Below are 26,903 nucleotides of genomic sequence, written 5' to 3' on the forward strand. Positions count from 1 at the left end.
CGATGACGTGACTGGCATTATTGCCCGGCGATTTTCATCTCTGGCAACAAGACAGAGCCACACTGAATATGGCTGCGCGTTTCGATATCATCACCGATAGCGACAATATCGCGCCACATTTCCCGTAAATTGCCAGCAATTGTGATTTCGCTGACTGGATACTGAATTTCACCATTCTCAACCCAGAAGCCACTGGCACCGCGCGAATAATCCCCGGTGACGCCACTGACCCCCTGCCCCATTAACTCCGTGACAATCAGCCCGCGCCCCATCTCTTTCAGCAACTGCGCAAAACTCAGCGTATGACCGTTTATGCGCCAGTTATAGATCCCTCCGGCATGCCCATTGCTCTTCAGCCCCAGTTTGCGCGCTGAATAGCTGCTCAGTAACCACTGCGTTAATATGCCCTCTTTAATGATGTCGCAACGTTCGGTACGCACCCCTTCGCTATCAAACGCGGCGGAGGCCAGCCCTTTTTGCCAGTGCGGATGCTCTTCAATGGTCAGCCATTGCGGAAAAACCGGTTTACCCAGCGCATCGAGCAAAAATGTCGATTTGCGGTATACTGCGCCACCGGCAATCGCGCCGATCAGATGACCAAACAAACCCGTGGCGACTTCGCTGGCAAAAATAACCGGCGCTTTTATGGTCGGGAGTTTGCGCGGAGCCAGGCGTGACAAGGTACGACGCGCGCACTCATTGCCCACCCACTCGGCGGACTGTAATCCGCTCAGCTCGCGGCTCACGGTGTAGGCATAATCGCGTTCCATATCGCCGTTCTCTTCGGCAATAACGCAACTGGAGAGTGAGTAACGGGTGGAGCAATAGCTCTGTAACATGCCGTGGCTGTTACCGAATACTTTAATCCCATAACGACTATTAAAACTGCCACCTTCGGTATTGGTAATGCGTTTATCCGCTTGTAACGCCGTGTTTTCAGCTTCAGTGGCCAGCTCAAGGGCCTGATCGGCCGTCACTTCTGCCGGATGAAAAAGGTCGAGATCCGGCGCATCGAAGGCCAGAAGGTCTTTATCGGCGATCCCGGCGCAGGGATCGGGCGATGTGTAGCTGGCAATATCCAGCGCGGCCTGTACGGTACGGGCGATCGCCTGTGGGCTCAGATCGGTCGAAGAGGCACTGCCCTTGCGATTTTGATGGTAGACCGTGATGCCTAATGCCCCATCGCTATTAAATTCGACATTCTCTGCCTCGCCATAACGGGTACTGACGCTAATACCGGTGGTTTTTCCCACGGATACTTCTGCCGCGTCTGATTTTCCTGCTGCCAGCGCCAGTGCGGTGGTGACAGCTTCTTCCAGCGCTTTACGCTGCTGCGCAACCTGAGAAATAACTTTCATCGCTAATGCCATAATGAATACAGAAAAGTGTTGCATGCAGTCTAACAGAGAACTGTTTTTCAGTGTGCATCTTAACTGATAACATGAGCCTCTTTTTTCAGGAGCCTGAGATGACCAAGAAGCCTAATGACTGGCCCAGCGATGTTCCCGCTGATGACCTCGCCGATCACGATGATGAAATTATCTGGGTCAGTAAAAGTGAAATTAAACGTGATGCGGAAGAACTGAAACGTCTTGGCGCAGAGATCGTCGGGCTGGGGAAAAATGCCCTTGAGAAGATACCACTGGATAACGATCTGCGTGATGCCATTGATCTTGCCCAGCGTATCAAAATGGAGGGACGCCGCCGTCAGCTACAGCTGATTGGCAAAATGCTACGCAGTCGTGATGTCGCGCCTATTCGTCAGGCACTGGATAAGCTGAAAAATCGTCACAACCAACAAACCTCTCTGTTTCATAAACTGGAAACCATCCGCGATCGTTTAATAGAGGAAGGTGATAATGCGATAGCGGAAGTGCTCAATCTGTGGCCCGATGCCGATCGTCAACAGCTACGTTCACTTATCCGCAATGCCCAAAAAGAGAAAGAGAGCAACAAGCCGCCAAAGTCATCACGCCTGATCTTTCAGTACCTGCGTGAATTAGCTGAAAATCAACAATAATTACCCTCTTCTGCCTGCATTTTCCTGTGCATCATTCCGGGCTGACAAACGCTATCCGCCGCAATAGCCCGGAAACAGCGCAGCTGAATCGTTAAAACGCTGACTGTTCGAAATCACAAACTGAACGCAAAAACGGTAATGCGTTACAGCTAAATTGTGAGGTCTGTCGGGTCAATCTGCTTTATAAAGAGGATATTTGCTTATCCAGTGAGATATCTCACATTTCCTGCCAGGCTTTATGGCTAGATTTTATTCACCGGTAACACAATCGATTCAGCCAAAAAGGTCACAACATGAAAAAGACACTCACGCTGGTAGCTAGCGCTATGCTTATATCCGCTCCTGTCGCAGCACAAACATGGGTACTGACCAGTGCCGAAGAGAGCATTGAACAAGGAGACTGGCAAATTACCAGCGATCAACTGAAGATCAAGGATCATACGTTCAGTATCGCGCAAAAAGTATTGCATGGCGGGAAACAAGAGGGCAGCAAGATTCTGGTGATCAATAATCAAGATGGCCTGACAATCACACTGAGCCCGACACGCGGTATGAATTTACTGAAAGCGGAAGGCTTTGGCAGCAAAATGGGCTGGGACTCGCCGGTAAAAGAGGTGGTCAATCCGGCCTTTATCAACCTCGAAAGCCGTAATGGCGTCGGCTGGCTGGAAGGCTTCAATGAGATGATGGTACGTTGTGGCTATGAATGGACCGGCCACCCGACCACGGTTAATGGCCAGATTTACACCCTGCATGGCAGAGCGGGAAACACCCCCGCCTCACGGGTAGAAGTGGAGGTCAGTGATAGCGCACCGTATGAAATTCGTATCCGTGGGCTGGTGAAAGAGAGTGCGTTTAAGAAAGTGGATTTACAAACCCTGACCGAATTGCGCTATGTACCTGGCAGCAATAGTTTTAGTCTGCATGATGTGTTAACCAACCATGCTGACTACCCGCATGATTATCAAATTATCTACCACAGCAATTTTGGCCACCCTATTCTGGAAGAGGGGGCACGTTTCCTCGCCCCCATTACCCGTGTCAGCCCGTTTAACGACTACGCAAAAGCCGGAATGACTACCTGGCGCAACTATACTGGCCCGCAGAAAAACTTTGATGAAATGGTCTTTAATCTGCAACCCCTGGCCGATGAAAATCAGCAAACCGTCGCGGCAGTGATCAATAGAGCCGGAGATAAAGGCGCCGCCATTCAGTTCGATATCCGCCAGTTGCCATTGTTGACGTTATGGAAAAATACTGATACCGAAAAACAGGGTTACGTCACCGGAATGGAACCGGGAACCAGTTATGCCTATCCGGTCACCATTGAACGGCAACAAAAACGGGTCAAACAGCTTCAGCCCGGTGCCAGTACGCAATTCGACCTCACCTATACCCTGTTGTACAATCGCCAGCAGGTTGCCGACATCGAGAAAAGAATTGCCACTATTCAGGGAGATAAACCTGTCCAGCAGAGTAATACTCCGATTGCCCATGAGTGATCAGCACAACCGAGCAACCGTGATCGGGCATATGACATGCCCGGTCAATTATTCAGTGACGGTCGCCTGACTCGCCAGCTTATCGAGCAACTTCTGATGAATACCACTGAAGCTGCCATTGCTCATGATCAGAATGTTATCGCCGGGACGGGCGGTTTTGATGATCATATCGACCAGTGTGTCAATATCGGCACTCCAGTGTGCTGGCTGGACACACGCCTCGGCAACTTCGGCCACCTGCCACGGAATATGTTGCGGCTGTAACAGAAACACTTCATCGGCACGCCCAAGAGAGGGGGCGAGATCATCCTTACATACCCCCGTTTTCATGGTGTTAGAGCGCGGCTCCAGCACCGCCAGAATACGGGCTGTTCCGCCCACTTTACCCCGTAGTGCTTTTAATGTCGCGAGGATCGCTGTCGGATGATGGGCAAAATCATCATAGACCGCAACACCATTCGCCTCGCCACGTAACTCAAGGCGGCGATGAGCATTAATAAAGCTGCCCAGCGCATGGCTGGCATCTGCTGGCATCACGCCAACATGATGGGCGGCAGCGATAGCCATCAGGCCATTATGCATATTATGTTCGCCGACCAGCTGCCAGTTCACTTCTCCCACCTTTTCGCCATCGTGCCACACTTCCCATTGCGAAGCGTCAGCATTCTGTTTCCTGGCCTGCCAGCGCCCTTGTTCTCCCACCAGTTCCTGTTCGCTCCAGCAGCCCATCGCCATCACCTGTTTCAGATTGAGATCATGCTCCGGCAGGATAATTTTTCCCTGACCGGGCACAATACGTACCAGATGATGAAACTGTTTCTGAATAGCACGCAAATCGTCAAAAATATCGGCATGGTCAAACTCAAGATTATTCAGGATCAGAGTTCGCGGGCAATAGTGGACAAATTTCGAGCGCTTATCAAAGAAGGCACAATCATACTCATCGGCTTCAATCACAAAAAACGGACTGTTACCCTGACGCGCAGAGACGGAAAAATTACCGGGGACACCACCGATAATAAATCCAGGTTGATAACCACAAACTTCAAGGATCCATGTCACCATCCCGGCGGTGGTGGTTTTGCCATGCGTACCGGCAACCGCCAGCACCCAGCGATCACGCAGGATAAAATCATGTAGCCATTGCGGGCCTGACATATAAGGAAGGTTATTTTCCAGCACCATTTCGACACACGGATTACCACGGGTCATCGCATTGCCGATGATCACCAGATCGGGCGCTGGCGTTAGCTGGCTGACATCATACCCCTGAATCAAATGAATGCCCTGTTTTTCCAGCATGGTGCTCATGGGGGGATAGACATTCGCATCCGACCCCGTGACCTGATGCCCAAGGGCGCGAGCCAGGAGCGCCAGCCCGCCCATAAACGTACCACAGATACCTAAAATATGAATGTGCATGAATTTATTCCTCTTTATTCTGGTACACATTTTACCCACATCTGCGTTATCAGAGAATCATATTTCAGATTAATACTTGTCTTGCTGTCACGATTCACTATGCGCATTTTTTTTATTCTTTGTTAGGATGGGCGGATTGGTTCCATCTTAATATTGTATATGCAGGGATATAGTTATGAAAACGTTAGGTGAATTTATTGTTGAGAAGCAATCTGAGTTCGCGCATGCCACCGGAGAACTGACAGCGTTGTTATCAGCGATAAAGTTAGGTGCCAAGATTATCCATCGCGATATCAATAAAGCGGGCCTGGTCGACATCCTGGGAACCAGCGGTAATGAGAATGTTCAGGGCGAGGAGCAACAAAAGCTTGATATTTTTGCCAATGAAAAATTAAAAGCCGCTCTCCGCGCACGCGGTATCGTCGCTGGCATCGCCTCTGAAGAAGAAAACGAGATTGTCATTTTTGATGATTGTAAAGACGCCAAGTACGTCGTGCTGATGGACCCGCTGGACGGCTCCTCGAACATTGATGTCAATATTACCGTCGGCACGATCTTCTCTATCTATCGTCGTGTCACCCCTGTCGGAACCTCAGTGACGCTGGAAGATTTCCTGCAACCCGGCAATAAACAGGTTGCCGCAGGCTATGTGGTTTACGGATCCTCCACCATGCTGGTCTATACCACCGGTTGTGGTGTCCATGCCTTTACTTACGATCCTTCACTCGGTGTTTTTTGTCTCTCTCAGGAACGGATGCAATTCCCGGAAAAAGGACATACCTATTCGATCAATGAAGGCAATTACATCAAGTTCCCTCAGGGGGTGAAGAAATACATCAAATTCTGCCAGGAGGCGGACGCAGCGACGCAACGCCCTTATATCTCGCGCTATACCGGCTCGCTGGTGGCCGATTTTCACCGCAATCTGTTAAAAGGTGGGATCTACCTCTATCCGGGCACAGCCAGCCATCCCGAAGGCAAATTACGCTTGCTGTATGAATGCAATCCGATGGCCTTTCTGGCAGAACAAGCCGGTGGCAAGGCCAGCGACGGTGAAATGCGTATTCTGGATATCATGCCCGCGCATCTGCATCAACGCCGTTCATTCTTCGTTGGCAATAATCATATGGTGGCTGATGTTGAACGTTTTCTGAAAACATTCCCCGATAAATAAAGCGCCATTTTTCTCTCTGGCAAACCCGGAGAGAAATTTTCAGCCCGTGGAAGATGAGATGCCTCGCTTTTACGGGCAGAAAAAGAAGCGGAGACATTCAGTCCGGGTTGGCTATAATAGCCGTCTCCTGTTTTCCATCTGTTTTCAAGGACACAGATATGAGCTTACTCAACGTCCCGGCAGGTAAAGAGCTGCCAGAAGATATCTACGTGGTGATCGAGATCCCTGCGAACGCTGATCCGATCAAATACGAAGTCGACAAAGACAGCGGTACGCTGTTCGTTGATCGCTTTATGTCCACAGCGATGTTCTATCCATGCAATTACGGTTATATCAACCACACCCTCTCTCTGGATGGTGATCCGGTTGATGTGCTGGTGCCAACCCCTTATCCCCTCGCTCCCGGTTCCGTGATCCGCTGCCGCCCGGTGGGGGTGCTGAAAATGACCGATGAGTCAGGCGAGGATGCCAAACTGGTCGCAGTGCCACACAGCAAACTGAGCAAAGAATACGATCACATTAACGATGTCAACGATCTGCCTGAACTGCTTAAAGCGCAAATCACCCACTTTTTCGAGCACTACAAAGATCTGGAAAAAGGTAAATGGGTAAAAGTTGACGGCTGGGATAATGCCGAAAAAGCAAAAGCTGAAATTATGGCCTCCTTCGAACGCGCTAAACAGAAGTCATCCCGCTAAATCATCCTCTGACACCGTTGTTCAGCGGTGGCATCAGCGTCACCGTCGTAACCATCCGGCAATGATAACGGTTATAAAAAAAAGCAGGCACCTTCCGGGCCTGCTCTTTGTATTACTGCGACTTACTTCAGAAACTGTATTTCACATTCAGCATAGCAGCGGTGTCGTTATAGCCTTTATCACCTATCTGCACGCCGACATTACCCGAAACATTCAGCCGGGAAGTTACCTGTCCTTCGACACCGGTTCTGATCTCTCCGCTGTCACGGGTTCCCTGCTGCCTGATCGATACGTTATCCATACGGGTACTGAAGCTCCGGGTATTATGCAGCCAGTTCACTTCCACAAAGGGTTTGAACTCTTGCGTGGTTCCGGCTTCTGTCTGATGCTGGCTGCTAATCCAGCTTTTTACCCCCAGACGAGTGCGGATATTGCCATCACCCTGCCCTTTAATCCGAGTGCCGTTTTGCTCACGATGATCATCTGCTTTTACGCCCATCCACACCGCTTGTGCCTGTGGCTGAATGTACCATTCATTGATACCACCGTGACTGCCGGTAAAGCTTCCTGCCTGTACACTGTAACCGGTTTCGACTGACGCCGTCATTCCTTTGGAGTGATAAGACTCACCCTGTAAGCCATCGCCTTTCACCGAGTTATCAAACCAGCTGTACTGTACCCAGCTATCGACATAGGCACCACGGCGCGTGGCCTCATCCGCATACCAGCTCGCATTGACACCCGTGTTGTAGCCACGGACGCTGCCTTTTGCCCGATAGCCCGTCCGCGATGACTCAGCATGGCTGTGTTCGGTGCCATAACCACCCATCACACCAAAATGCCAGCCATCGGTACCGTTGCTGCTCCCCTGCAGGAGATCGCCGCCCAGCTGCACAACATAGCGATTACTCTGGTTTTTTATCTGGCTGTTGCCATCCTTCCAGTGCGTATGTCCGCCTGAGTGACGCATCCACAGGCTGGTTTCTTTCTGTTGACCGCTGATCGCATCGGTATAGCGCGTTTTACCACCACGATCATCCAGACGAGTGACAAACAGGGTATTCGCTGCCGCGAGGTTAGCATTATAGTTGCCTGCTTCCGGACGTATATTATTATTCTGGCTACTGCCTGCCGGAACCTGAGCGGACGATCCACCGGTACTATCGCTGGCACCGCCTGTTCCGCCACCGCTTACGCCGCCTGTACCACCTGTACCGCCAGTACCACCAGCGCCACCACCGCTTACGCCGCCGGTACCACCTGTACCGTCGCCACTTATGCCGCCTGTACCACCAGTGCCACCACCGCTTATGCCATCGGTACCACCTGTGCCTGGCACCGTGATATGTTGACCACTGTTCAGATACCAGTGATTATGGTTTGCTCCCAGACCACGCTGGAGAGTATAGTCATACGCGCCAGCAGTAATACGACCATTCTGGATAAACTCTCCGTTCGACAGACCATTAACATACACCAGCTCGATCCCATTGAGCGACGGTTTACCAGTGCCCCCCATATGATTGACGCTGACAAACGTCTTACCGCTGGTGTTGCCGTGGACAATCAGTTTATCTGTGACGGTATTATTTCCATCCAGCGTGGCGTTCATGACCAGATGACCATTATCACCGATATAGTTACCCATCACCACCAGCTGATTACCGGAATACTGATGTGTCGCTCCCCGGCCAGCCACGCCACCACCAGAGATCGGCTGTACTTTACTGGTCACAATGGTTCCGCTGTTTTTCAGGTTGCCCGCGACACCACCAAAGCCTGTCAGCGTGCCCTGAGCCGCGATATTCACCTGTGAGCTGGAGAGCATCACCGGAGAATCCTCACTGCCCAGCTTCAGGGTGCCTTGCTCGATATGGGTCTCTCCGTTCCATGCCGCCTGATGGTCAACGGTCAGCACCCCGGCCCCGGTTTTACGCACAGTACCGTTACCGGTGATCGCATTATCAAGCTGCCAGTCGGTATCACTGTTCAATACCAGTGTACCCTGATTATAGACACTGCCTTTACCCAGGTTGTCACCCTCTGATACGGTCATCGCAGAACTATTGTCCACGTTGAATTGACCAGAAAAGTGACGATTATTACCGGTCAGGACGGCATTGCTGCCCGTCAGGGTGACAACACCACCACCACTCAGTGCATTATCGAGGATGCCGGAAATATGATTCATCGCCAGTGTTCCGCCATTATTAATGCCACCCGTGCCGAGACCGAGTATATTATTAAGCTGTACTGTTGCCTGATCTGCAATCGTGGTATTGGCCGTCAGGTTACTGTTAGCACCCGAGATTTCGAGGATGCCGCCATTGACATTCAGTTTACCGCCGCCACTTAACTGCCCCTCTGCTGTACCGCCATGCGTCAGGGTCAGGGCACCCCCATTCAGATTCAGCCGTGAATCTGCAGCTGCCGTCAGTTTACCGATTGTCTGGCTGTGACCATTCATATCCAGCCCGCTCAGCGCATTCAGACGCACTTCACTGGTTTTACCAAGTACGTTATGGTCGTCCATTTGCAGGTCACCACTACGAATATCAGTGATACCGGTATAGTCATTATTATGGTTGGAGAGCGTCACCGTCTCACCCTGTGCGCTGCTAATGGCCAGATCGCCGGTTCCGGTAAGCAGGGCGCTAAGCTCGGCACCGCTGCCGGTTTTACCCGCTGCATTCAGGATAAGGGCATTGGCACCGTTCTCCAGCAGCTCAACCTGGGTTAATCCATAACCGATATACAGACCATCGTCATTTTCGCCCGAAGTTAAACGGTAGTCATACGTTGCTTCGGCCACTTGTTGCCCGTATTGCAGAACATCATGATACACCTTGTCGGTAATAAGTTGTCCTGTATGGTTCTGTAGCTTCAGGGCTCCCCCCGTGGCGACCACATTGCCACCGGTGACAGAAACCAGCTGAATGGACGCATTTTCATCATCCTGCTCCATCAGGGAAACGGCCGTATTCACATTATGTGGCAGGGCCTGTATGCTGCCGGAGACATCAACCTGCACGATACCGTCACCACTGAGATCCAGATCGCCGGTCACATGGATCATGTTATCGCTGTGATGCTGGCTGGGCAGCACCGTTCCAAAATTGATGGTGCCACCATCAAAAGAGAGCCGGTCAATGGTCTGAGTGCCACCACTGACAGTGATCACACTGCCCCTTCCCGCCTGCAAACCACCATGACTGAGAACACGGCTATGCGCGCTGTTGAGATCAAAGGTGCTGTTATACAGCGCCAGTGTATTATCAACCCGCGTATTGGTATCAAAAGTAAAGGCATGGCCGTAGGTGTCAACATTGAGAAAACCGTTGCCATTAAGGTTGGTATGGAATGCCATATCAGCCTGGCTTTGTATCCCCAGCGTGCCATGATTGATAACCATGCTGTTAGCGAGTTTACTCTCATCAGGAATATTAACCCGTGCAGGTGCCGCGATTTCAAGAGTACCGTCGTATAGACTATTATCCCAGTTCAGGAGCGTGGTACCGCTGAGTGCATTCGTTTTGCCGCTACCCACCACTTGATTATCAAACGAGGATGTGCCATCCATCGCAAACTGCAAAGTACCATCGTGATTAATCACTGCGCTGCCGAGGCTATTGTTGCTGGTTACCGTGGCAACGCCATTGTTATCGATATCCACCACACCGGAGAAGTCGTGACTATCGCCACTAAGCTGAGTGATACCATTAATGAACTGCAGATGCCCTTTGCCTTTTAAGTCCGGGGCAAAAGCATAATCCGTAGCAGAGTGATTGAATATCAGTCTGGTATCGGTGGTATTCTGGTGATCTGGTGAGCCAAACCAGACCCAGGGCGCATTGACCACCCCGGGAGCAATATGACTTCCGCCGCCAATCGTCAGCGTGACATTTTTCTGATCAGCGACAGTACCAAAATAATTAAGATATACGCCGATATCTGTCGTCATCTGTCCATGATCAGCGAGGGTCGCGTTGGCGGCACCAGAGGCATATCCCAGACGAATATCTTCCCCGGCATCGATCTTTAATTCGCTGTCGTTGCCGGTGATGGTTAATTTTGCTTTATCGTCATTCATAATGTAATATTTGGTATAAAGCTTACTGCCGCTGGAAACGGTAATATCACCACGGGCAAGATCACTATCTCTGGCAATGACCTGAGAATGATTGCTGATTTTTATTGTTGACTCAGCATCGCTTAATATCCGATAAGCATCAATAATTGCACCATCATCGACCGTCAAAGTGGGAGCAGCACTGCCTTGCTTACGCATATCTATACTATTGTTAAGATAAAAATAGGTACCGGTGCCCGACACGGTCAATCCGCTTGCACCATATAACCAGAATCGTTTACTGATATTCGGGACAATCACAGAGACATTTGCGCCATTAGAAATATTGACATGGCCTCCATGATTAATTCTGACTTCCTGATCAGTCTGCTTATCGGTGGTAATATTTACCGGATTGTTAACATTTATCACCGCAAGCGCCGGCAAGGGCAGCAATAAAACTGCGGCAGCCAGTGCAGTACTTTTCATACTGGTGCATGATTTATTTTTTCTAAGCTCTGAGACCACGACACTACATTGATTAGCCGCGTTCCAGATAACTTTATAAACCTTGTTCATCTAAATACCCCGGAAGTTAACTTATAAGTCATTTAATAAATAATTTTATATATGTTTTCAGAATGACTGCTAGCGCTTGCTAAGCGAATAGTTTCCTTAGAGCCTAGCACATCAGGCTATTAGATTATCTGCTGGCGCTCATTCCTGGCGGCGGAATTGAATGGTAATAACAATTAAATTCGTCGCAACATTATCTTGTGTGTTTGATATAAGTGTATTAATTTTTCTTCATATGAATAGTTTTGATAGCTATTCAATAAATATCCTTATATTTTTCTGTGGCATGATCGTAATAGTAATATAACACATTCAATGACCAAACATTACATTAAATTACCTTGCAGCGATAGATTTAACCAATTAGAGACAATGATAAAAACAATTAAAGTCACTTTAAAAATAACTTTACAGGCATGCTATTCATATAGATAGTCAAAAAATAATGGATTTAGCAATAATAATCATTATTATTATTATTGCCATCATAACTATTAATATCAAATCGTATATTTTACCCACTTAATTTTATGTCCGGCTGTCAGCTTTAATATCACTTAGAATCCAGCCTACACAGATTTCGAGCACTGCCCAGGGCCAAAATGGCAAGTCAAATAGCCTAACAGGCCAGGCGCTGAGAGCCTGGCCCAATAATGCGTTAGTTCAGCTCAACAAGCTTATTATCGATTAAACGTGCCTGCCCTAACCACGCCGCCATCAGGATCACCGCACGCCGGCTGTTTTCGTTGAGCGCCTGAAGTGTGTCGGCATCGCGGATCTGAATATCGTCAGCACGGAAACCTTTGTCATTGAGTGCCTGTTCAGCATGGGCGATTATCTCATCGGGATGCTGCTCCCCCTTCGCAAAACGGACGGCGGCATCGCTCAGCACTTTATACAACTCTGGGGCGATTTTACGCTGTTCGCTGGTCAGATAACCATTTCGTGAGCTGAGCGCCAGACCATCTTTCGCGCGAACAATGGGGACACCGATGATGTCAATATCATAACCCATATCGGCAACCATTTTACGGATCAGCGCCAGCTGCTGAAAATCCTTCTCGCCAAAACAAGCGACATCGGGTTGTACCAGATTAAACAGCTTGCTTACGATAGTGGTGACGCCACGGAAGTGACCTGGACGGCAGGCCCCCTCCAGCAGGGTTGACAGTCCGGGCACATCAACCGCGGTGTGATCTTTCATGCCATGCGGATAAATTTCCGCTGCGGCAGGCGCAAAAACGATATCCACTTTGCGCTTGCTGAGTAGTTCATAATCCTGCTGCAAGGTATGGGGGTAACGCGCTAAATCTTCAGGACGATCAAATTGCATCGGATTAACGAAGATTGACACGACTACCACATCGGCACTGGCTTTGGCTGTGTTAACCAGCTGCATGTGGCCATCATGCAGATTTCCCATCGTCGGAACCAGCGCAATACGCTTGCCCTCCAGGCGTAAACGCCGGATATGCTGCCGCAACAGCGGCTGGGATTCAATAATCAACACCATCAAGCTCCTTAATGAAAACTATGTTCTTCACCTGGATAACACCCTGATTCGACCTCAGCGATATATTGCCGCACCGCAGCACGGATATCACCCGCTTCAGCCAGGAAATTTTTGGCAAATTTAGGAACATGGCCGCCCGTGATGCCAAAAGCATCATGCATGACAAGGATCTGACCATCAGTGACATTACCGGCACCAATACCGATAACCGGAATAGAGAGCGCTTCGCTAATACGCTTCGCCAGTGCCCGCGGCACGCACTCCAGTACCAGCATGCAGACCCCCGCCGCTTCCAGCGCCAGTGCGTCATCCAGCAGCCCCTGTGCCGCTTCACCTCGCCCCTGTACCTTATAGCCGCCTAACACATTGACCGACTGAGGCGTCAGGCCAAGATGACCGCAGACAGGCACCGCCCGTTCGACCAGCTTTTTCACCGTGCTGGTCAGCCATGCGCCACCCTCCAGCTTAACCATATTGGCACCCGCACGCATTACCGCCGCGGCATGATGAAAGCTCTCTTCCGGGGTGGCATAAGCCATAAACGGGAGATCGGCGAGTAACAGACAATAAGGCGCACCACGGCGTACTGCCCGGGTGTGATAGACGATATCCTCGACGGTCACCGGCAAAGTGGAGTCATGCCCCTGAATGGTCATCCCCAGAGAGTCACCGACCAGCATCACGTTAATACCTTCATCGGCAAACAGTCTGGCAAAACTGTAGTCATAGGCCGTGATGGCGGCAAAACGTTTCTTTTCCTGTTTATATTTTTGTAGTACAGCGATAGTGGTGGCTTGCATAAGCTATCCTGATGATGAAATTAAAAAGGGTAACAGCCGTTACCAGAGCGCCGGTTTCGGGGTTGCCAGCCGGGCCAGCACCGTCCGTAAGGCTGTTCCATCCGGAAAATGAAGCTCAGGGGCGATTTCGAACAGTGGCCACAACATAAATCCCCGGTTTTTCATATCATAATGGGGCACAGTCAGACGGGCACTGTTAATGACCTCATCGCCAAACAACAGAATATCGAGATCAAGGGTGCGCGGCCCCCAGCGTTCGGCTTTGCGTTCGCGCCCCTGTTGTTGCTCAATCCGCTGGGTATTATCCAGCAATATTTCAGCGCGCAGTTCCGTTTCCAGCGCCACCACCGCATTGAGATAATCGGGCTGATTCTGTGGCCCCAGTGGCGGTGTGCGATAAAAGGAGGAGACGGCGATCATCCGGCTTTGCGGGATGGCCGTCAGTGCGGTTATCGCCGCGTTGACCTGATCTCGCGGTGAGGCCAGATTACTGCCTATCGCAATGAAAGCGCGGGTCATACGCTCCCCTGGCGTGGTGTGCGCTTACGCGGACGACGATAGCGGCGCTGGGGAGGCGCGTCATGATCCAGGGTCTGGATCATCGCTTTCTGCTCCGGCGGTGCGGCAACCTGGAACTCACCCCACCATTGGGCCAGTCGCAACAGTTCACTGTTTTTTTCCGCACTGGCTCGCAGTTCAAGCAGATCATAGGCGGCGCGGAATTTCGGATGCTCCAGCAGTTTCCAGGCACGTTTCCCCTGACGGCGCGATAAGCGGAATTGTAGCTGCCAGATATCGCGGGTCAGGGTGGTTATCCGTTTCGGAATCGCCAGCGTCCGGCAGGCTTCATCGAGCACGTCATTGATCGCCAGTGCGAAAGCGTCATGGTAGGTCAGGCCACTCTCCTGGGCATATTTTTGTGCTATCTCCAGTAACGGATACCAGAACAGAGCTGCGAACAGAAACGCCGGATTAACGCGCATATCATTGTGGATACGTTTATCGGTATTCTGTAACACCTGACTGATAATGCGCTCCATCGGGCTATCGCCCTGCTCGGTAAAATAGCGGCTCAGCAGGGGAAACAGCGGTGCGAACAGATGATACTGACGCAACAGCAGATAGGTTTCATAGCCATAACCGGTCTGCAGCAGTTTCAGCACCTCTTCAAACAGACGGGCGGGTGGCACATCATGGAGTAATCCCGCCAGGCGCGGCACAGGCTGTGAGGTTTCCGGGCTGATACGCATCCCCAGTTTCGCGGCGAAGCGCACCGCACGTAACATACGTACCGGATCTTCACGATAGCGGGTTTCCGGATCGCCGATCAGCCGGATAATGCCCGCTTCGAGATCTTTTATTCCGCCGATGTAATCGCGAACCGTAAAGTCGGCGATACTATAATAGAGGCTATTAATAGTAAAATCGCGCCGCTGGGCATCCTCTTCAATGGAGCCGAAAATATTGTCACGCAGCAGCATACCGCTCTGGCCGCGCTGTGATGTCGCGCGATCATTAGTATGACCTTCGTGATGACCACGAAAGGTGGCGACTTCGATAATTTCCGGGCCAAACATAATATGCGCCAGGCGAAAGCGGCGTCCGACCAGTCGACAGTTCCGGAAGAGCTGACGTATTTGATCGGGAGTGGCATTGGTTGTCACGTCGAAATCTTTTGGTTTTTTGCCGATCAGCAGATCGCGCACCCCACCGCCCACGAGATAGGCTTCATAACCTGCCTTATTCAATCGATAGAGCACTTTGAGCGCGTTATCACTGATATCTTTACGCGAAATAGTATGCTGTTCGCGCGGGATAACCGTTATAGATGATTGTTCAGAAAAGGTTTCTTTTTCTCGCTCATCACGGCTTAACACCTTACGGCAAAAGTTAGCGACTCGGGTAAAAATGGTGCACCTCATCAATATGTATCAAACCGACATCGGGACAAAAAATAGCGCCTCATCATAGCTCAGCAAGCATGATTTGAGAATGACGGATTTTTTCGACACTCCAGTTCGCTACCGCACTGGCAAGTAACTGCTCAACCGTTAGCGCTTGCCACTCTGCGACGATCGTCTGATTAAGAAAGGCGAGCGCGCGAACCAGATCCGGACGCGGATCACCGGTGGCGAGTGCTGGCGCATGATTTTGTTTCGAGAGTTTATTCCCCTGCTCATCGCGCGCCAGCGGCAAATGAAGATAAGCAGGCGCCTGCCAGCCAAAATGATGATACAGCGCGATCTGTCGCACGGTGGCGGAGATCAGATCAGCGCCACGCATCACTTCGGTTATCCCCTGAAAATGATCATCTGTCACTACCGCCAGATTATAAGCAAACAGGCCATCACGGCGATGAATAATGAAATCTTCCGCCGCCTGCGACTCACTGACGCGTTGCGTGCCGCGCAACTGGTCATAAAAATGGTCAACCGGCTGTGTCTGACGCAAACGCCAGGCCCCAGGACGGTTCAGCGGTGGTAAGTCGCGACAATGACCATCATAAATACCACCGATAGCCTGAATCCGGGCACGGGAACAGTCACAGCGATAGCACAATCCCTGTTGTTGTAGCCAGGCGAGCCGCTCACGGTAGGCATCATGACGCTGTGATTGCCACAATACTTCACCATCCCAGTGTAAACCATAATGTTCTAACTGATGCAAAATAGTACTGGCCGCGCCCGCCACCTCGCGCGGGGGATCGATATCCTCGATTCTCACCCGCCAGATGCCATGATGAGCACGCGCCTGGAGATAGCTACCGAGCGCGGAAATTAAGGAACCAAAGTGAAGTTCGCCCGAGGGAGAAGGGGCAAAACGGCCTGTATAGCGTGCGTCATTCATAAAGTTTCAGCCAGACTGGCGGGAGAGACTCCCGCCAGAGCGCGGATCGCGCAACAGATTAACCGGCCATCTGTTTTTCGCGAATTTCCGCCAGCGTTTTGCAGTCGATGCACAGATCCGCAGTGGGGCGTGCTTCAAGGCGACGAATACCAATTTCGATACCGCAGGATTCACAGAAACCGAAATCTTCGTCCTCGACTTTCTTCAGTGTTTTTTCAATTTTCTTGATTAATTTACGTTCGCGGTCACGATTACGCAGTTCGAGACTGAACTCCTCTTCCTGCGCGGCACGGTCTACCGGGTCCGGAAAGTTAGCAGCCTCATCCTGCATATGTGTGACAGTACGATTAACTTCATCCCTGAGCTGATTGCGCCAGGCTTCAAGAATACGTTTGAAGTGCGCTAGCTGGGCTTCGTTCATATACTCTTCACCGGGTTTCTCTTGATACGGCTCCACCCCAGCGATGGCGAGAATACTCAGGGACGATGTTTTACGGTTTTGCCCTTCTTGCATGTTGTTTCTCCTTAACACGCACAATCGACCCCCATAGTCGGGGGAAAAAAACAGGCCGCTATAAATAACAGATGCGTTTGCGGATAGCAATTCTCTCAACATCACAGAAAATCATCTTGTGCCGTAAAACAGGCAGATATTGACTACGCTGTCGGCTATTGACCATGAGTTAATGCGACAATAAGCGGCTTATTTAGCGTCATCATTGTAGTAGAAAGTTGCGCTTTATAAGCGAGAATTTCTACACCTTTACTTTGCGCTTCCATTAACAGCCGCCCATAGCGAGCATCGATATGATGTGCGGGTGAAAAACGATCAATCGCCGAATGCAGCACCACGAATAACATCACCGCCCGCTGACCTGTTGCCACGATATGCATAAGCTCACGCAAATGCTTCTGGCCACGCTCACTGACCGCATCGGGGAAATAACCGTGCCCCGCTTCGGCCAGGGTGACCGATTTTACTTCAACATAACAATTTTGCCGATCATCACCTTGCAATAAAAGATCGATACGGCTCTGTTCCTCGCCATATTTCACTTCCGTTTTCAATCTGTTATAGCCTGAAAGCGGCGGGATATTCCCGGCCAGAATCGCCTCTTTTGCCAGCGTGTTCGCCCGTAGCGTATTAACGCAGATAAGCGCCCCGCCCTGGGTTTGCGTCAGTTCCCAGCTACAGGGATATTGCCGACGGGGATTGCTGGAGGTGGAGTACCAGACGATATCGCCGGGGGTAGCGCAGCCCGTCATTGCACCGGTATTCGGACAGTGTAATGTCAGCGTCTGGCCATCGTCGGTGACGACATCCGCCAGAAAACGTTTATAACGTTTCAGTAAACGGGCGGAATGTAAGGGAGGATCGAACTGCATCTGCTTTCCTTTATTATCGTCAGGGTTATAGGCTGATCTATTCTCGCGGATCGCGATCGCAAAAAACAGACTCCACTCATGAAACGATCAGAATGTTACAATGTCTGTCGTCCCTGTTAATTTCCGGAGTCTTTCGTGTCCTCATCCTTACCGGTTGCCGCTATTCTTGCTGAACTCCTTGATGCACTCCGCCAGTCACCCCAGGTGCTGCTCAATGCGCCGACAGGGGCCGGAAAATCGACCTGGCTACCATTACAGATTCTGGCTTCCGGCGCGATTAATGGGCGCATTCTCATGCTGGAGCCACGCCGTCTCGCCGCACGCAATGTCGCGCAACGTCTGGCTGAACTGCTCGATCAACAACCCGGCGAAACGATCGGCTACCGGATGCGTGCAGAAAGCTGCATCGGGCCGGACACGCGCCTTGAGGTGATCACCGAAGGTATCCTGACACGGATGATTCAGCACGATCCTGAACTTAACGGCGTCGGGCTGGTGATTATCGATGAGTTCCATGAGCGCAGTTTACAGGCGGATCTGGCGCTGGCACTGCTGCTCGATATTCAGCAAGGGCTGCGTGACGATCTGAAACTATTGATTATGTCAGCGACACTGGACAATCCCCGGCTACAACGCTGGTTACCGGCGGCACCGGTTGTGGTTTCTGCCGGACGCGGCTGGCCGGTCACCACCCGTTTCCAGCCGCTGGCGACACATCAGCGTTTTGAGGAAGCGGTTGCCAGCGTGACGGCAGAACTGCTGCGTCAGGAGCCGGGATCGTTACTGCTGTTTCTTCCTGGCGTCGCCGAGATCCAGCGGGTACAAACCCAACTGGCCAACCGCGTCGCGGACGATGTACTGCTCTGTCCGCTGTACGGTGCCCTGCCGCTCAGTGAGCAGCGTAAAGCGATCCTTCCACCGCCGCCAGGCCAACGCAAAGTGGTGCTGGCGACCAATATCGCCGAAAGCAGCCTGACGATTGAGGGCATTCGGCTGGTGGTGGATAGCGCTGTCGAACGGGTGGCGCGCTTCAATGCCCGTAGTGGCCTGACCCGATTGGTCACCCAGCGCATCAGTCAGGCGTCGATGGTGCAGCGTGCGGGGCGTGCCGGACGCCTGGAAGCCGGGGTTTGCCTGCATCTGATCAGCAAAGAGCAGGCGGAACGTGCCGCCGGACAGAGCGAAGCGGAAATATTACGCAGCGATCTCTCGGCCTTACTGCTGGAGCTTTTACAGTGGGGATGCCACGATCCTGGCCAACTGAAGTGGCTGGATCTGCCTCCGGCCATCAGTCTTGCGGCGGCACAGCGTTTATTAACCACGCTGTCCGCGCTGGATGGTGGCCGCTTGTCAGCACGCGGGCGTAAAATGGCCACGCTGGGGCTGGAACCGCGTCTGGGGGCGTTGCTGTCTGTGGCCGATAACCCTGATGATCTGGCGACTGCCGCGCAACTGATGGCCATCCTCGAAGAACCGCCTCGCACCGGAAGCCGCGATCTGAGCACACTCTTTAGCCATCAACAACATCACTGGCGGCAACGGACGCAGCAAATATTACGCCGTTGTGCCGGCCGCAGTGGTTTCCCTGATGTTAGCCGTCTGGCTCCCCTGCTGGCACCGGCATTTGCTGATCGTATTGCCCGTCGCCGTGGTCAGGAGGGACGTTACCAGTTAGCCAATGGCATGGGCGCGATGCTGGATGCCGACGATACGCTGTGTCGTCACGAATGGCTGATTGCGCCACTTCTCTTACAGGGAAATACGGCAGCGGATGCCCGGATTTTACTGGCATTGCCTGTCGATATCGACGAGTTGATCAAACAATGTCCCTCGCTGGTGCAGACCACCGATACGGTGGAGTGGCATGAAACCCACGGCACGCTGAAGGCCTGGCGACAACAGCGTATCGGGCAACTGATCATAAAATCGCAGCCACTGACCAAACCGTCAGAAGCGGTGCTGCATCAGGCGATGCTCAATGGCATTCGTGGAAAGGGGCTGGCGGTGCTCAACTGGACAACGGAAGCGCAACAGTTACGCCTGCGTCTGCATTGTGCCGCCCAATGGCTGACGGAAGCACAATGGCCTGCTGTCGATGATGATTCACTGCTGGCAGCGCTGGAAACGTGGTTGCTACCGTATATGAGTGGCGTAGACAGCTGGCGTGCGCTGAACGCGGTGGATATTCATCAGGCGCTACTGAACTGGCTACCGTGGCCGTTACGGCAAAAGCTGGATAGTGAACTGCCGACCCATTATACCGTCCCCACCGGCAGCCGGATTGCCCTTCGTTATCAGCCAGACGATCCGCCGGTACTGGCAGTACGGATGCAGGAGATATTTGGCGAAGCCAGCACACCGACCATCGCCAGCGGACGGATTACGCTGATCCTGGAACTGTTGTCCCCTGCTCGCCGCCCGTTGCAGATCACCCGTGATCTGAACGCTTTCTGGCACGGTGCCTATCGCGAAGTGCAAAAAGAGATGAAAGGCCGTTATCCGAAACACTTCTGGCCAGACGATCCTGCCCATACCCCGGCGACCCGAGGCAGCAAAAAACGGACCTGATCAACCGCGCTATCATGCGGGTTTTTTGTGGATTAATATCCGCTTGCTCGCCATTAATTAACTAAGAGCCTAATGGGCCAGGCGCTTAGTTCATAATATTTAGCGCCGTCCCATATTCTTCTGTACCTGCCTGTCTCTTTTTTTCATAATACCGGCAGAGATTAAAGAAAATGAGTTGTATTTTTTATATAAAAAAATACTGGTTATGCATTTTCGTTATTAGCAAATTATCGTAATTGATTTCTGAAAATTTAAAAGGTATTAAGAGCCTATCCCACCAGGCGTTATTGGCGCAGCCAGTTTGGACACGGACAGCGCGGAGAAACCGCAGCGTACACGGAGTACGTGAGGATTTCGAGCACTGCCCAGGGACAAAATGGCAAGTAAAATAGCCTAATGGGATAGGCTCTAAAACTGTTCCAGCAGAATATTGGAGATAATTTATGGCACTCAATTTTGCTGCATTATGGGATGCATATCCTGGGCTATGGGGTGATGACGTCACAAAATTGCAGGCGCAATTTTGCCCTCAGTGTCAGGATAGTTGTCACCCCCTCTGAAAAATCAGTCTGAGGGCATGGAGTGACAAATGAAACGTATTTCCCCTGAACGTAAAGCAGCGATACTGGCTAAATTATTGCCTCCTTACAACATGACGGTTTCCACTGTTGCACAAATGGAAGGAATATCCGAAGCTACCCTCTGTAACTGGCGTAATCAGGCCAAATCAGAGGGGAAGCCCGTGCCCGGCGCAGAGAAAACAACCGACCAGTGGTCAGCAGAAGCACGCTTCGCCGTGATAGTCGAAACCGCCACACTCAGTGAGGCTGAAGTGGCAGAATACTGCCGTAAAAATGGCCTTTATCCGGAACAGATTATTCAGTGGAAGCAGGCTTTTTTACAGGCGTCTGCGCTGGAAGATAAAGCGGCCCTGAAGCAGAGCCAGAAAGAGATTAAACAACTGAAGAGAGAGCTGGTGCGTAAGGAGAAAGCTCTGGCGGAGGCGGCAGCGATACTGGTACTGCGAAAAAAGCTCAGGGATTACTACGGGGAAACGGACGGGGACGACTGACGCCTGCGGATGAGCGCCAGCAGCTCATCCGGTGGATTAATGAGACTGTCGCGGCCGGAGCCCGGCGCAGGGTTGCCTGCCGGGAGGTCAGTCTGAGTCTGCGGACATGGAGAAGATGGCAAAAAAGTCCGGAAGATGGCCGTCAGACCGGTGCCGGTTAACCGCCTGAGTCCTGAGGAAGAGCAGCAGATACGGGAGGCCTGTCATCAGCCTGAATATGCCAGTCTGCCGCCGTCGCAAATCGTGCCGCGTCTGGCAGACAAAGGCGTTTATCTGGCGAGTGAATCGACCTTTTACCGCATACTGCGTCGTTCCGGCGAGGTTCACCGGCGGGGACGTCAGGCCCGGCGGCAGAAGGTGGCCGCCCCGACGACCTTTACGGCGACAGGTCCCTGCCAGGTGTGGACATGGGACATCACCTGGCTGCCCTCTGTGGTGAGTGGCCGCTGGTATTATCTGTATCTGATAACCGACCTGTACAGCCGAAAAATCACGGGTTACGAAGTGCATGAGACAGAAAGCGGTGAACAGGCAGCCGCCCTGATGCAGCGCAGTGTGATGCGGGAAGGCTGCTGGCGACAGCCACTGGTTCTGCACGCCGATAACGGTCCGGCGATGAAATCGCAGACGCTGCAGGTGAAACTGCATGAGCTGAATATCACGCCATCCCACAGCCGGCCACGGGTGAGCAATGATAATGCGTATGTGGAATCGCTGTTCCGGACGCTGAAGTATGTGCCGCAGTGGCCGTCATCAGGGTTCAGGACGCTGGAGGATGCCCGTACCTGGGTGGAGAAATTTACCCGGTGGTATAACGAAGAGCACCGTCACAGTGGAATACGCTATGTCACGCCAGCAGAACGGCATCGTGGTGAAGACAAGGCCCTGCTGAAACAGCGTGATGAACTGTATCGTCAGGCACAGAAAGCGCATCCGGAGCGCGGGTCAGGGAGGACAAGAAACTGGCAGCCGGAGGGCCCGGTAACATTAAATCCGGAACGGGAAAAACAGGCAGTTTAAATTAACCAGGGGTGACAACTGTCTTGACACTTACCGGCCGCCTTCTCTTCAAACCAGGCTTATTGAGAAGTGTTTTAGTGCTAACATGTTTTATGAGGGGATTTTTATAACTTATTGATTTTATGGTGCGATAATAGGAATGAAACCAAACTCACAACTTACTGATAAAGATGAATATTTCACGCTTAGAATAATCACATGCCCCCAATAATGCCCCCACTATCACCGAAGCTCAAAAACACGCATAACATATGCACCAATGCCCCTATCATCCCGAATCTGGTTTTGGGCGAGCTTGTAGCTAATGGTATGCCATTTAGTAGAAGCATCCGGTCCGTTTAGAATTGAAGCACTTCAAGCTATAGCTATACCTCTACACTTCAAAGAAGATGAAATACGCCAGGACTCTGTAAATCATTCTGTGTAACTACCACCATATTAAAGATGAGCGCTCAGGCGGTCATAGCATTCAGGTTAACCTCAGTCAGCGAAATATTAGCTGGTGGCAGTCATCAGCACCCGCAACGGCAAAACTCAGCGCAGCCGCTACGGCTATGACGGTTTTAGCCGCCAAATGTGGAAACAGGATGCCAGCAGGGTCACGGTCTTTATCTGGGATAGCGACCGGCTGCTGAACGAAATCAGCGACCAGCGCAGCCACTTATGGATTTATGAAGACGAGCACGGCTTCGCCTCGCTGGCGCAAATCACCCACCGGACGGGCGAGGACAAAAAAGAGGCACGGATATACTGGTATCACAATGACGCCTCCGGTCTGCCGCGCGAACTGACTGACGCAGAAGGTAATATCGTCTGGTGGGCCGACTACCACGGCTGGGGCCGCACTGCACAGGTGAGAGCCTGCAACGAAGATGAAATCCACCAGCCGCTGCGTTATCAGGGACAATACCATGACGAAGAAACAGGATTACACTATAATCGTTTTCGCTACTACGATCCGGAGTGCGGCCGCTTTATCAGCCAGGGCCCGACTGGCCTTGCCAGCGATCATCTCACCGCGCCGCAGAGCCTCCTGTACCTGCCTTCGCAAGCCAGTACTTATCCTATTGCGGGATACCCTAAGCAAAATCTGGTTGAGCTACGGTTTAGCCAGACATGATTATTATATCTATAACTGTTACAAATAGATCCCCGGGCATAAGCGTTCATCAGGTGCGATGGATGCTATCAGTCTGATCACCGACAGTGCAGAAAAGTTATCGCCGTAAAATACGGTGTGAAAATTTCTGCTACGGTTCTGCAGCCAAATGGCCAGTAAAACAGTCCTGATGCTGCCGGGTATTTTTTACTCATCTACCGGAGGTGCTATGGACCCTGATCCCACTTCTTATCGACAAGAGAACTATCTTCCTTCCGGTATCGCGCTGCTTTACCGGAAACGTAAAGCTGCGACGTTCTGACGTCCCAGCCATAAAATAAACATAGCGAACAGGTCACGTTTTTTCGTCCCTGTCTGTTGTACCGCGCCGCGCCAGGCGTGGAGGGATAATAATGCTGAAAAATATCACCCGCCAGTTATTTGCACAATTTCATCGCCACTTACCGCGCCGACTGGTTCAGCGCGATCCACTACCGGATACCCGCCATCTGGTCAGTGTCCCGATCCCGGATTCGTTAAGCACACAATGCCTGAAAGTCGCTGCCATGGATGAAAATCAACTCTGGCATACCTTTGCCAGTCATCCGGAAGGGCTTAATCAAAGCGAAGTCGCAGATAAACTGGCGCACTACGGCAGCAATCAAATTCCGGCACAGAAACCGGCACCGTGGTGGGTACATTTATGGATCTGCTACCGCAATCCGTTTAATTTGTTGCTGACTGTGCTGGGCATTATTTCCTATGCAACAGAAGATCTGTTTGCCGCAGGGGTGATCGCCTTAATGGTCGCCATTTCCACGCTGCTTAACTTTATTCAGGAATCACGATCAACAAAAGCAGCTGATGCCCTGAAAGCGATGGTCAGCAATACTGCGACCGTCCTGCGGGTCATTAATGAACAAGGTGAAAGTCGCTGGCAGGAGTTGCCGATAGATCAGCTGGTGCCTGGCGACATTGTTAAACTCTCAGCCGGAGACATGATCCCGGCCGATCTGCGTATTTTCAAAGCCAGAGATCTGTTTGTCGCCCAGGCGTCGCTCACCGGCGAATCATTACCGGTCGAAAAAGTGGCTTACTGTCGCGATCCACAACAGAACAATCCGCTGGAGTGCGATACCTTATGTTTTATGGGCACGAATGTCGTCAGCGGCACCGCCCAGGCACTGGTATTTGCCACCGGTGGCAATACCTGGTTCGGGCAACTGGCTGGGCGAGTCAGCGCCCAGGGGAGTGAACCGAATGCCTTTCAGAAAGGCATTAGCCGGGTCAGTATGTTGCTGATCCGTTTTATGCTGGTTATGGCACCTGTGGTCTTGCTGATTAATGGCTACACCAAAGGTGACTGGTGGGAGGCGGCCCTATTTTCGCTTTCCGTCGCCGTGGGGCTGACGCCAGAAATGTTGCCGATGATCGTGACCTCCACCCTGGCGCGTGGGGCCGTCAAATTGTCGAAGCAGAAAGTGATTGTTAAGCATCTTGATGCGATTCAGAACTTTGGGGCGATGGATATTCTGTGTACCGACAAAACCGGCACGCTGACCCAGGATAAAATCGTACTGGAAAATCATATTGATATCTCCGGCAAGACGAGTGATCGCGTGCTGCATAACGCCTGGCTGAACAGCCACTATCAGACCGGGCTGAAAAACCTGCTTGATACCGCTGTGCTGGAAGGTGTGGAGCTGGAGACGGCACGTCAGCTCGCCGAACGCTGGCAGAAAGTGGATGAGATCCCGTTTGACTTTGAGCGCCGCCGCATGTCAGTGGTGGTCAGTGAACAGGAGGACGTTCATCAGCTTATCTGTAAAGGGGCACTGCAGGAGATCCTCAATGCTTCCGCCTGGGTACGTTATAACGGTGAAATCGTACCGTTAGACGATACGATGTTGCGCCGGATCAAGACCGTGACCAATACTCTCAACCGTCAGGGGCTGCGTGTGGTGGCCGTCGCGACCCGTACTTTACCCGCCCGGACGGGTGATTATCAGCGGGCCGATGAGTCAGATCTGACCCTGGAAGGCTATATTGCTTTCCTCGATCCGCCAAAAGAGACCACCGCGCCAGCGCTGAAAGCGCTGAAAGCCAGCGGGATCACGGTAAAAATTCTGACCGGAGACAGTGAACTGGTAGCGGCGAAAGTTTGCCGCGAAGTGGGGCTCGAACCGGGTGAGGTGATAACAGGTAGCCAGATTGACACACTTAATGATGATGAGCTGGCGACGCTGGCAAAAGGCACCATATTGTTTGCGCGCCTCACGCCGTTACATAAAGAGCGTATTGTGACACTGCTCAAACGTGAAGGCCATGTCGTGGGCTTCATGGGAGATGGTATTAACGATGCCCCGGCACTTCGCGCGGCGGACATTGGTATTTCGGTTGATGGTGCCGTCGATATTGCGCGTGAAGCGGCGGATATCATTCTGCTGGAAAAGAACCTGATGGTGCTGGAAGAGGGGGTGATTGAAGGACGGCGTACTTTTAGCAACATGCTGAAGTACATCAAAATGACCGCCAGTTCGAATTTTGGCAATGTCTTTAGCGTGCTGGTGGCCAGCGCCTTTTTGCCCTTCCTGCCCATGCTGCCATTGCACTTGCTGATCCAGAATCTGCTGTATGATATCTCTCAGGTGGCGATCCCGTTTGATAATGTCGATGATGAGCAAATTCGTCGCCCACAACGCTGGGACCCGGCAGAACTGGGGCGTTTCATGATCTTCTTTGGCCCGATAAGCTCCATCTTTGATATTCTGACTTTCTGTCTGATGTGGTGGGTTTTTCATGCGGACACGCCACAAATGCAAACTCTTTTTCAGTCAGGCTGGTTTGTCGAGGGGCTACTGTCACAGACACTGATTGTCCATATGATCCGTACCAGGCATATCCCTTTTATTCAAAGCCGCGCGGCATGGCCTTTGTTCGTCATGACATTATTGGTGATGGCCATCGGTATTGCGCTGCCATTCTCACCACTGGCGCCTTATCTGCAGTTACAGGCACTGCCACTGAGCTATTTCCCGTGGCTGATCGCCATTCTGGTGGGCTATATGACGCTGACGCAACTGGTGAAGGGGATTTACAGCCGCCGCTATGGCTGGCAGTAATAAATAGCTTTCCCC

Annotated in this window: 18 protein-coding genes and 1 pseudogene; 9 read left to right on the forward strand and 10 right to left on the reverse strand. The window is 51.7% G+C overall.

Annotation, left to right across the window (positions count from 1 at the left end; genetic code table 11):
• Positions 1–17 precede the first annotated feature (17 nt).
• Positions 18–1,370 carry a metalloprotease PmbA gene (gene pmbA, locus PT300_14120; protein ID MDF7681656.1) on the reverse strand — a complete coding sequence of 451 codons (1,353 nt, stop codon included), beginning with the start codon at positions 1,368–1,370 and terminating at the stop codon, positions 18–20.
• A gap of 98 nt (positions 1,371–1,468) precedes the next feature.
• Here pmbA and yjgA point away from each other — a divergent pair, with 98 nt between their 5' ends.
• Both yjgA and PT300_14130 read left to right on the forward strand, forming a co-directional pair.
• Complete coding sequence (yjgA, locus tag PT300_14125; GenBank protein ID MDF7681657.1) at positions 1,469–2,020, forward strand: ribosome biogenesis factor YjgA; 552 nt, start codon at positions 1,469–1,471, stop codon at positions 2,018–2,020.
• Positions 2,021–2,313: 293 nt separating this feature from the next.
• Entirely contained in the window at positions 2,314–3,522 is a 1,209-nt protein-coding gene (locus PT300_14130; protein ID MDF7681658.1) for an aldose 1-epimerase family protein, read from the forward strand.
• A 48-nt stretch (positions 3,523–3,570) separates the two neighbouring features.
• Here the strand turns inward: PT300_14130 and mpl are convergent, their stop codons facing one another.
• Complete coding sequence (gene mpl, locus PT300_14135; GenBank protein MDF7681659.1) at positions 3,571–4,944, reverse strand: UDP-N-acetylmuramate:L-alanyl-gamma-D-glutamyl-meso-diaminopimelate ligase; 1,374 nt, start codon at positions 4,942–4,944, stop codon at positions 3,571–3,573.
• 175 nt (positions 4,945–5,119) lie between these two features.
• On the opposite strand from mpl, the gene fbp reads away from it, so the two are divergent.
• Together fbp and ppa are read left to right on the forward strand one after the other, a co-directional pair.
• Positions 5,120–6,118 carry a class 1 fructose-bisphosphatase gene (fbp, locus tag PT300_14140; GenBank protein ID MDF7681660.1) on the forward strand — a complete coding sequence of 333 codons (999 nt, stop codon included), beginning with the start codon at positions 5,120–5,122 and terminating at the stop codon, positions 6,116–6,118.
• 158 nt (positions 6,119–6,276) lie between these two features.
• Positions 6,277–6,816, forward strand: coding sequence for an inorganic diphosphatase (gene ppa / locus PT300_14145; GenBank protein MDF7681661.1), 540 nt, complete (start codon positions 6,277–6,279; stop codon positions 6,814–6,816).
• Positions 6,817–6,943: 127 nt separating this feature from the next.
• On the opposite strand, the gene PT300_14150 is transcribed toward ppa, so the two are convergent.
• The 8 genes from PT300_14150 to sfsA form a co-directional block, all read right to left on the reverse strand.
• A complete protein-coding gene (locus tag PT300_14150; protein ID MDF7681662.1) occupies positions 6,944–11,464 on the reverse strand; it encodes an autotransporter outer membrane beta-barrel domain-containing protein in 4,521 nt (1,506 codons plus the stop codon).
• A 655-nt stretch (positions 11,465–12,119) separates the two neighbouring features.
• Positions 12,120–12,971 (reverse strand): pantoate--beta-alanine ligase, encoded by an 852-nt coding sequence (gene panC, locus PT300_14155; protein MDF7681663.1) that lies wholly within the window; start codon positions 12,969–12,971, stop codon positions 12,120–12,122.
• Between the two features lie 11 nt (positions 12,972–12,982).
• The gene (gene panB, locus PT300_14160; GenBank protein ID MDF7681664.1) at positions 12,983–13,774 is read right to left on the reverse strand and encodes a 3-methyl-2-oxobutanoate hydroxymethyltransferase; all 792 of its coding nucleotides are present in this window, start codon (positions 13,772–13,774) and stop codon (positions 12,983–12,985) included.
• A gap of 39 nt (positions 13,775–13,813) precedes the next feature.
• Positions 13,814–14,293 (reverse strand): 2-amino-4-hydroxy-6-hydroxymethyldihydropteridine diphosphokinase, encoded by a 480-nt coding sequence (gene folK / locus PT300_14165; GenBank protein ID MDF7681665.1) that lies wholly within the window; start codon positions 14,291–14,293, stop codon positions 13,814–13,816.
• On the reverse strand, positions 14,290–15,684 hold the full coding sequence (gene pcnB / locus PT300_14170) for a polynucleotide adenylyltransferase PcnB (GenBank protein ID MDF7681666.1): 1,395 nt from the start codon (positions 15,682–15,684) through the stop codon (positions 14,290–14,292). The genes folK and pcnB overlap by 4 nt, the downstream gene beginning before the upstream one ends.
• A 55-nt stretch (positions 15,685–15,739) precedes the next feature.
• On the reverse strand, positions 15,740–16,621 hold the full coding sequence (gene gluQRS / locus PT300_14175; protein ID MDF7681667.1) for a tRNA glutamyl-Q(34) synthetase GluQRS: 882 nt from the start codon (positions 16,619–16,621) through the stop codon (positions 15,740–15,742).
• A gap of 58 nt (positions 16,622–16,679) precedes the next feature.
• Entirely contained in the window at positions 16,680–17,135 is a 456-nt protein-coding gene (gene dksA / locus PT300_14180) for an RNA polymerase-binding protein DksA (GenBank protein MDF7681668.1), read from the reverse strand.
• A 155-nt stretch (positions 17,136–17,290) separates the two neighbouring features.
• The gene (gene sfsA / locus PT300_14185; protein MDF7681669.1) at positions 17,291–18,007 is read right to left on the reverse strand and encodes a DNA/RNA nuclease SfsA; all 717 of its coding nucleotides are present in this window, start codon (positions 18,005–18,007) and stop codon (positions 17,291–17,293) included.
• Between the two features lie 135 nt (positions 18,008–18,142).
• Between sfsA and hrpB the strand changes: the two genes are divergently transcribed.
• The 5 genes and pseudogenes from hrpB to mgtA all read left to right on the forward strand — a co-directional run bounded on the left by hrpB (position 18,143) and on the right by mgtA (position 26,888).
• Entirely contained in the window at positions 18,143–20,575 is a 2,433-nt protein-coding gene (hrpB, locus tag PT300_14190) for an ATP-dependent helicase HrpB (protein ID MDF7681670.1), read from the forward strand.
• A 589-nt stretch (positions 20,576–21,164) separates the two neighbouring features.
• Positions 21,165–21,647 carry a transposase gene (locus PT300_14195; GenBank protein ID MDF7681671.1) on the forward strand — a complete coding sequence of 161 codons (483 nt, stop codon included), beginning with the start codon at positions 21,165–21,167 and terminating at the stop codon, positions 21,645–21,647.
• A gap of 120 nt (positions 21,648–21,767) precedes the next feature.
• A pseudogene (locus PT300_14200) lies at positions 21,768–22,667 on the forward strand (IS3 family transposase).
• A 502-nt stretch (positions 22,668–23,169) separates the two neighbouring features.
• Positions 23,170–23,787, forward strand: a complete 618-nt coding sequence (locus tag PT300_14205) for an RHS domain-containing protein (GenBank protein MDF7681672.1) — start codon at positions 23,170–23,172, stop codon at positions 23,785–23,787.
• A gap of 392 nt (positions 23,788–24,179) precedes the next feature.
• The gene (mgtA, locus tag PT300_14210) at positions 24,180–26,888 is read left to right on the forward strand and encodes a magnesium-translocating P-type ATPase (GenBank protein ID MDF7681673.1); all 2,709 of its coding nucleotides are present in this window, start codon (positions 24,180–24,182) and stop codon (positions 26,886–26,888) included.
• The last annotated feature ends 15 nt before the right edge of the window (positions 26,889–26,903 follow it).

It is taken from the genome of Enterobacteriaceae bacterium ESL0689 (assembly GCA_029433525.1).
In the GTDB taxonomy this organism is placed as follows: Bacteria; Pseudomonadota; Gammaproteobacteria; order Enterobacterales; family Enterobacteriaceae; genus JAQTIF01.

Bases quoted from the DNA above. Each gene is read 5' to 3' on its own strand.
- gluQRS (MDF7681667.1), bottom strand. From the start codon at position 16,621: ATGAATGACGCACGCTATACAGGCCGTTTTGCCCCTTCTCCCTCGGGC.
- yjgA (MDF7681657.1), top strand. From the start codon at position 1,469: ATGACCAAGAAGCCTAATGACTGGCCCAGCGATGTTCCCGCTGATGAC.
- pmbA (MDF7681656.1), bottom strand. From the start codon at position 1,370: ATGGCATTAGCGATGAAAGTTATTTCTCAGGTTGCGCAGCAGCGTAAA.
- PT300_14195 (MDF7681671.1), top strand. From the start codon at position 21,165: ATGAAACGTATTTCCCCTGAACGTAAAGCAGCGATACTGGCTAAATTA.
- ppa (MDF7681661.1), top strand. From the start codon at position 6,277: ATGAGCTTACTCAACGTCCCGGCAGGTAAAGAGCTGCCAGAAGATATC.
- PT300_14130 (MDF7681658.1), top strand. From the start codon at position 2,314: ATGAAAAAGACACTCACGCTGGTAGCTAGCGCTATGCTTATATCCGCT.
- fbp (MDF7681660.1), top strand. From the start codon at position 5,120: ATGAAAACGTTAGGTGAATTTATTGTTGAGAAGCAATCTGAGTTCGCG.
- panB (MDF7681664.1), bottom strand. From the start codon at position 13,774: ATGCAAGCCACCACTATCGCTGTACTACAAAAATATAAACAGGAAAAG.
- mpl (MDF7681659.1), bottom strand. From the start codon at position 4,944: ATGCACATTCATATTTTAGGTATCTGTGGTACGTTTATGGGCGGGCTG.
- dksA (MDF7681668.1), bottom strand. From the start codon at position 17,135: ATGCAAGAAGGGCAAAACCGTAAAACATCGTCCCTGAGTATTCTCGCC.
- folK (MDF7681665.1), bottom strand. From the start codon at position 14,293: ATGACCCGCGCTTTCATTGCGATAGGCAGTAATCTGGCCTCACCGCGA.
- sfsA (MDF7681669.1), bottom strand. From the start codon at position 18,007: ATGCAGTTCGATCCTCCCTTACATTCCGCCCGTTTACTGAAACGTTAT.
- mgtA (MDF7681673.1), top strand. From the start codon at position 24,180: ATGCTGAAAAATATCACCCGCCAGTTATTTGCACAATTTCATCGCCAC.
- PT300_14150 (MDF7681662.1), bottom strand. From the start codon at position 11,464: ATGAACAAGGTTTATAAAGTTATCTGGAACGCGGCTAATCAATGTAGT.